4 protein-coding genes and 4 pseudogenes are annotated in these 6,802 nt (G+C 59.0%); 4 read left to right on the top strand and 4 right to left on the bottom strand.

Annotated features, from left to right (window positions below):
- The coding region (locus tag BMI01S_RS42225) for a hypothetical protein (protein WP_169745498.1) at nt 1–323 on the bottom strand (323 nt) is incomplete at its 3' end.
- Here BMI01S_RS42225 and BMI01S_RS40075 point away from each other — a divergent pair.
- Nucleotides 237–452, top strand: a pseudogene (locus BMI01S_RS40075) (transposase); the annotation flags it as partial. The gene BMI01S_RS42225 and the pseudogene BMI01S_RS40075 overlap by 87 nt on opposite strands.
- Before the next feature lie 96 nt (nt 453–548).
- On the opposite strand, the pseudogene BMI01S_RS42475 reads toward BMI01S_RS40075, so the two are convergent.
- Nucleotides 549–732: pseudogene (locus tag BMI01S_RS42475) on the bottom strand (hypothetical protein); the annotation flags it as partial.
- A 609-nt stretch (nt 733–1,341) separates the two neighbouring features.
- Here BMI01S_RS42475 and BMI01S_RS35415 point away from each other — a divergent pair.
- On the top strand, nt 1,342–3,630 hold the full coding sequence (locus BMI01S_RS35415; protein ID WP_244145505.1) for an alpha/beta hydrolase family protein: 2,289 nt from the start codon (nt 1,342–1,344) through the stop codon (nt 3,628–3,630).
- 195 nt (nt 3,631–3,825) lie between these two features.
- The gene (locus BMI01S_RS44340) at nt 3,826–4,347 is read left to right on the top strand and encodes a DUF3757 domain-containing protein (RefSeq protein ID WP_081723644.1); all 522 of its coding nucleotides are present in this window, start codon (nt 3,826–3,828) and stop codon (nt 4,345–4,347) included.
- A 123-nt stretch (nt 4,348–4,470) separates the two neighbouring features.
- Here BMI01S_RS44340 and BMI01S_RS35410 read toward each other — a convergent pair.
- Nucleotides 4,471–4,890: pseudogene (locus BMI01S_RS35410) on the bottom strand (IS5/IS1182 family transposase); the annotation flags it as partial.
- A gap of 120 nt (nt 4,891–5,010) precedes the next feature.
- On the opposite strand from BMI01S_RS35410, the pseudogene BMI01S_RS35405 reads away from it, so the two are divergent.
- Nucleotides 5,011–6,328, top strand: a pseudogene (locus BMI01S_RS35405) (IS701 family transposase).
- 179 nt (nt 6,329–6,507) lie between these two features.
- Here the strand turns inward: BMI01S_RS35405 and BMI01S_RS40060 are convergent.
- Nucleotides 6,508–6,802: group II intron maturase-specific domain-containing protein (locus tag BMI01S_RS40060; RefSeq protein WP_303621356.1), on the bottom strand; the 295-nt coding region annotated here is incomplete at its 5' end.

Raw genomic sequence — 6,802 nt, 5'->3', positions numbered from 1 at the left:
GGACGTGCGAGTTTCCCCGCAAACCGGCTCAAGCCATTCACCAGCACCAGCGTTGGTACCGGGCAATCAATCGTCGCTCGCGGGTAAAGTAGGACGACCACGCAGGGGGAACTCACCAGCTTCTGCCGGTCAGCATGACGCTTGTTCAGCATTTGCGCGCTCTGGAAGAGGAAATAGCCGTGGCAGAAGGCTGGATTCGCTCGTTCATGGATCGCTCGGCTCTGTGCCAGAAAATCGCCGCCGTGCCGTGAATCAGCCCAATTGCTGCAACAGCAATTGTCGCCGCTGTCGGTCGCGCTGATGGTTTCAGGAATGGCCGTCATCTCGCGGCGTGTCTTGGCCTGGTGCCCCGGCAGAACTCGTGTTGTGGGAAGCCACAACTCTACGGCACCAGTATAAGAGGAGACAAGTATTTGCGTACACTCCTGATTCACGGCGCCAGATCCGTCCTGATACGCGTGGCAGGCAACCTCGACGCCGCTGGCTGCACGAATTGATTGTTTTACGTCACAGAAGAAAGTCTACAAAACGCGTCGGGTCCGTGCATGCATGAAGTGAATCTTCAGCATCGTCGCAACCGGAAACGGCGGCCTTCCAGGCTTACCCTTCGGATGGGTGCGCGATCAACGCAATCAACCTCGACCATGGCACAACGCGCCTCATCTCATCGAGGAAGTCCTTTAATTCGCGTTCTTCCAGGTGTTCTTCCAGGATAGGACAACCAGACTTCAACGCGAGGACTTTTGCAGACTGTCCCTGGCTCTTCAGAACGTCGGACTGAGCCTCAGCTCCGAGCCCGTGGTCTTTCTGCTTTCGAGCAGCGCTTTGTCCGGAAGCCGACATAACCAACATCCGTCGTCACAATTGGAAGAAATGCGTCCCGCTACCTGCTGGTAACCAGGCTCCATTGGCCGAGTCTTACTGGCATGCAGCAGACGTGTTCAGGGGCGGCTGAGCTGGGAGCTCCTTGTTGATCGATGCACACGTCGGGTTGGCCCAGCTATTGCATATTCTCGTCGCCGACCAACAGGAGTAGATTGAAGTGACGAGTAAGCAGCAAAGCAGACCATACGAATTGCAGGCAAAGCCTCTGGGAACGATAGTCGATCACTGCGTTGTCACCGCGGTGACAGCGGCGTTTTTCTTCCGAGGCCACACACGGTTGCGCAGTCTGCGCCGGCATCGGGCGCGGCGATGACGTCGTCGTCCTCCGGCTACGATCGGCCGCCGAAGCCGATCCTCGACGTGATGCTAGCGCCATCGCTCCCCGTGCCCTTCCTTAGCCCGACTGGCACCCGAATGCTGCTTGTATCGTGGCAGAGGTATTCTTCCATCGCACGGATGGCAAAGCCATTCCTACGCCTCGCGGGCGTGCGTGTGGAGCCCGGCAACCACAGCCGTCGCGACAACGCCGGCGGCAACGGCATCCGGGGCTGCGCGACGGGCTTCGCGCTCGTGCAGGTGCCAGGCGGTGCAACGCACCCCGTGGCGCTGCCGGAAAAGGCTTGCGCGGGATACCCGCAGTGGAGCGCCGATGGCATGCATTTCGCGTTCGAAAACGTGACGGCGAGTTCTGTCGAACTGTGGATAGGTGACGGCGACACCGGCGAAGTGCGTCAGGTGCCAGGCGTGCGACTGAACCCGATGTTAGGGAGTGAGTTCCAGTGGATGCCGGATCAGCGCACGCTGCTGGTAAAGCTCGTTCCCGCGCACCTTGGCCCGCCGCCTGCCGCGCCGGAAGGGCCGGTCATCCAGGAGTCGGACGGCAGGTCGGGCGAGAGCAGTACCTACGAGGCACGCGATACGCTCAAGGACGCACACGATGTTGCGCTCTTCGACTACTACGCCACATCCCAACTCGGAGTCGTCCGCATTCGCGATATGAGCGTCGCGCCGGTTGGCGCGCCCGGCCCCTACCATGGGATCCGTCCAGCACCGGATGGACGGCATGTGCTAGTGTCGACGCTACAGAAGCCGTACTCGTACCTTACGACTGTGGCGCGCTTCCCACGCGACCTTGCCGTGTGGGACATTTCAGATCCGTCAGATGTCGTTGTGCATAAAATCACATCGTGTCCTCTGAGGGAGCGCGTACCGATTCGCGGTGTGCCAACCGGACCGCGCCAGTTTTCGTGGCGCACCACTGAACCCGCGACCCTTGTCTGGGCGGAAGCTCTGGACGGCGGAGACTGGAGCGTCAACGTACGGCAGCGCGACCGGCTCATGACGTTCAAGGCGCCGTTTAACGAGCCACCGCGAGAAGTGCTGCGACTCGCGCAGCGCTACGGCGGAATAAGATGGACAGCGCAGTCGGATCTGGCACTGCTGACCGAATACGACATCAATCGTGAATGGTGGAGCACCCATCTCATCAACTTCGACGCGCGCGATCCCGCGCCGCGTGTACTGTGGGACATGTCGTCCCGCGAAAAATATGCAGCTCCCGGAAGACCGGTAATGCGCACGATGCCGAATGGCTTTCCAGTTATTCGTCAGGATGACGATTCAATTTTCCTCGCGGGTACCGGTGCGTCGCCCGATGGCGACCGGCCGTTTCTCGACCGGCTCGACCTTGCGACGCTCAAGACCCAGCGACTGTTTCGCAGCGACAAGTCGAGTCTGGAGTCCTTCTTCGCGTTCACGGGAGACGACAGCCGCTCGTTTCTCACGTGGCATCAGTCGCCGACCGATCCGCCCAACGTTTGCGTGCGCACACTCGATGCCGCGGTCGCCGCGCCGGCAGGCGAGGCAACGTGGACGTCGTCGAGGGCGGCGATCACGCAGACCGTAGACGCAACGCCCGCTGTCCGGCAGATCAGGAAGCGTCTGGTGAAATACAAGCGGGCGGATGGCGTAGAGCTGTCTTTTACGCTCTATACGCCGCCTGGCTACCAGGAAGGCACGCGCGTACCGGCTATCCTGTATGCGTATCCTCATGACTATGCCGACGAATCGAAGGCCGGCCAGACCAGCGCCTCGCAGGAGAGCTTCACGGAGCTCACAGGGCACCGCCTGCTGCTGCTGGCCGGCTACGCGATTATCGACAACGCATCATTCCCGATCGTTGGCGACCCAAAGCGCGCGTACGACACCTACACGGAGCAGCTCGTCGCCAACGCACAGGCCGCGGTGGACGAGGCGGTTCGGCTCGGCGTGGCGGACCCGGACCGGGTTGGGGTGACCGGGCACAGCCACGGCGCACTGATGACCGCGAACCTACTGGTGCATTCAAACCTGTTTCGTGCGGGCGTCGCTACGAGCGGCGCGTACAACAAGACGCTCACTCCATGCGGGTTTCAGAATGAGCGGCGCACGGTCTGGCAAGCGCAAGACATCTACCTCAAGACGTCGCCGTTCTTCTATGCAGACAGATTGAAGACTCCCCTGCTGATCGTGCACGGCGCAGACGACGCGAACCCCGGCACGACGCCGCAACAAGCCAGCCTCCTTTACGAGGCGATCCGCAGTAACGGTGGTATTACCCGACTGGTGGTCCTGCCACATGAGCCACACTGGTACAGCGCGCGCGAATCGAACGAACAGCTGGTCTATGAATTGTTGGGGTGGTTCGACCGCTACCTGAAGAGTGCGCCACCCGGCAAGGCCGCGCATTGTCGCGTTGCTGCCTGAGTCGTGTAGGCAAACCGGTCTTGCATGGCGGCTGACACACGCCCGCCGACGACCAACCTGCTAGCAAACTCTGCGGCCGATACGCCACAATGGATAGTGGAGTGGCTACGTTCGTGAAGCGCTCTTACGTATGCAAAATTTAAAATCGGTCGGTTTTGAATTATTCGCCGGATATCCTCCCCAGGAATCTAGTCTATGAAGACAAGAATTTTGGCATTTACCATCGCTCTTGGCGCATCGTGGTCCGCGTCGTCTCAAACGTTCGAACGCTGCCCAGTCCGCTCTGAGATTAGTAAGGACGGAATTTTCTATACAGCTAAAGCATTCCCCAACGAAGCTGAGGGAAAGTGGTTGGGCGTTGCGCCGGACGATGCGGATAGCATCGTGAGATTTTTCTCTGCTACCTTCTATCCCGCGAAGGATAGTGATAGTGGGTCGGCAGCGGTAGTTAACTGCTCGTACGATCTTACGAACGGCCGCACTGCAATTCTTCAATTCAAACCAACGCCTCCGCCACCGAATTTAGGGGTGAATCCAAGCATGTGGCTTCGGAAGCATGATCTTTACGGTCAAAATTACTTTGAATGCACCGCGGTGGCCGGCTCGGGTTGTAGCTTCTATCTTGTTCAACGGTCCCATCCCGCAAAACCAAATCCCGTAGAACCTTTTGGCAGAGGTGAAGTTGGCCATGTAATTCCAGACACAGCGTCACACTAGGGAAGCGCTGGTTCGCATTTTTTGGATGACGAAGTGAAGCCAAGCTTATTTCGGTGAATTTGGCCCGAAAACGGGCTTCACTTTTCTCATTTTTCACACACAAGACGGATTGCTCCCATGAACCTAGCGCAACAGATTTCGCGCGATCACCAAGTTCGCCAAGCCGAACAGGCTGAACAGTTGCGCTGTGTTCTTGGCCAATCCCTTGTAGCGCATCTTGCGATGACGGAACAGGTTCTTGCTGATATGAAACGGATGCTCGACCCGAGCGCGGATTTGCGCCTTAGTTTTCTCAAGCGCGATCACCAGATTCTTCAGCGGACCCTCCTGCATCGCCTTGATGTTTCCGCGCTTGGCCGCCACGTGCCACTTCACGGTCTTGTCCTTCATTTCGTCGCGTTTGTCCACGCCGATGTAGCTGGCGTCACCAAACGCTTGCTCTTCATGGCCGTGCAGCAGTGCATGGGCCTCCGAAACGTCCGACACGTTGGCCGACGTGCCCACCACGCTGTGAACCAATCCCGAATCGACATCGACCCCGACGTCGGGTAGCGGTAGCGCATTACTGCGCCACCGCCCCCTAATCTTACTGTGTCATAAAAAGATACTTGCAGCGAATCGATACCTGGTAGTATTGAATAATACAGACTTCGGGCGATCGCGATGAGAGAAGATGTCGACGACTTTGACGCGTATCTGAATCATCTGGCGCAGGCGTTAGGGCACGCCGATCGCCATGCCGGCCTCAAGGGTTACTGTTCGGACCTGGTAATGCCGTTGTCACGCAAGAGCGTCGAGCCGATGGCCGCGCACATTGACCCACTTCACGCGAGTGCGAAGCACCAGTCACTCCACCATTTTGTGGCCAAGGCAGAATGGTCTGACCGGGCAGTCCTGCAGCGAGTACGCGAATGGGTGATGCCCGCGTTAGACCTGCACGCTGCTGAAGAGGGCGGCTACTACTGGATTATTGACGACACCGGCTTCTCGAAGAAAGGCAAGCATTCGGTAGGCGTAGCGCGGCAATACTGTGGGCAACTGGGCAAACAGGATAACTGCCAGATCGCCGTGAGCCTGTCGATCGCGACGCAACGCGGCAGCGTGCCGATTGCATGGCAGCTGTATGTCCCCAAGGAATGGGCTGACGACCGGGAACGAGCGCGTCGCGCGGGCATTCCTGACGATCTCACCTTCGAGACCAAGCCACAGATTGCACTGGCCCAACTTCGAGAGGCCATAGCATCCGGCATTGCACCGGGCATCGTGTTGGCCGATGCTGGGTACGGCGACGAAACCGCTTTCCGTGAAAGCGTAACTGAACTGGGTTTGTTGTATGCGGTAGGTATCCGGCCGGGCACCTCTGTTTGGGCACCCGGACCGGCGCCGCTTCCACCCAAGCCCTGGAGCGGGCGCGGTCAGCCACCAAAATTGTTGCTCCGTGCGCCCGGCCACGAGCCAATGGTGGTGAAGGAACTGGCCATGCAATTACCCGCAAACGCCTGGCAGACCGTAACCTGGCGGGAAGGCAGCAACGCGGCGCTTTCCTCACGCTTTGCCGCTGTGCGGGTTCGCCCCGCACATCGCGACAACTGGCGAAGTACCGTTCGCGAAGAAGAGTGGCTGCTCATTGAATGGCCTGATGGTGATACGGAGCCGCTCAAATACTTTCTCACTACCGCCCCCGGAGAGGCGACCATCGAGCAGCTTGTGTTCGTGACCAAGATGCGCTGGCGCATCGAGCGCGACTATCAGGACCTGAAGCAGGAGTTCGGGCTCGGTCACTATGAAGGGCGAGGCTGGCGTGGGTTTCACCGTCACGCCACGCTGAGTATTGCGGCGTACGCGTTTCTGATGGCTCAGCGACTCAGAATGCAATCAGATGGACGTGGTAAAAAAAAACTTCCCTGAACGCGCGCTGCCTGCCCTTCCCCCGGATTACGTCCCCCGGGGCAGTCCAGCGCGCTCAACGCCACGTACCTGATTCCATTACTACGTTGCGCATCCTGCTTGGACAAAGGCTCATGCAACGATGGCACTCTTCCTGTACAACAATAGAGCGCGCAACTGCTTTTATGACACAGTAGTACTAAGAACCGGACGTGCGAGTCGCCCCGCATCCGGCTCAAGCCATTCACCAGCACCAGCGTCGGTACCGGGCAATCAATCGTCAGTCGTGGTTCGACGGCGGGCAAAGTAAGACGACCACGCAGGGTCAAACGGATTGGCCTGGCCACGTATTTTCACGTGACGGACAATCGGAACCGCCGCAGCCCGAAACAGCCGGGTTATCCCCTGGGCTTGTGACCGGGCAGTAAACGCCCAAGTACGGTTCCCCTCTACGCGGAAGTATTTGTTTTTCACCCAGCCCGTGCCTTTCGTGGGATGCCGACGCATCGCCCACTTCCACAAGAGGCGCCAGATGTGAGCATCTACCGACGTAAAATGAGCTTTAGCA

The sequence above is a fragment of the Paraburkholderia mimosarum LMG 23256 = NBRC 106338 genome, from assembly GCF_000739815.1.
Taxonomy (GTDB): domain Bacteria; phylum Pseudomonadota; class Gammaproteobacteria; order Burkholderiales; family Burkholderiaceae; genus Paraburkholderia; species Paraburkholderia mimosarum.
Note: the sequence above shows the minus strand (reverse complement) of the source record. Positions and strands in the feature narration are given on the sequence as shown.

Excerpts from the sequence above, each read along its gene's own strand:
- BMI01S_RS35415 (WP_244145505.1), top strand. The coding sequence starts at position 1,342 with ATGGCAAAGCCATTCCTACGCCTCGCGGGCGTGCGTGTGGAGCCCGGC.
- BMI01S_RS44340 (WP_081723644.1), top strand. The coding sequence starts at position 3,826 with ATGAAGACAAGAATTTTGGCATTTACCATCGCTCTTGGCGCATCGTGG.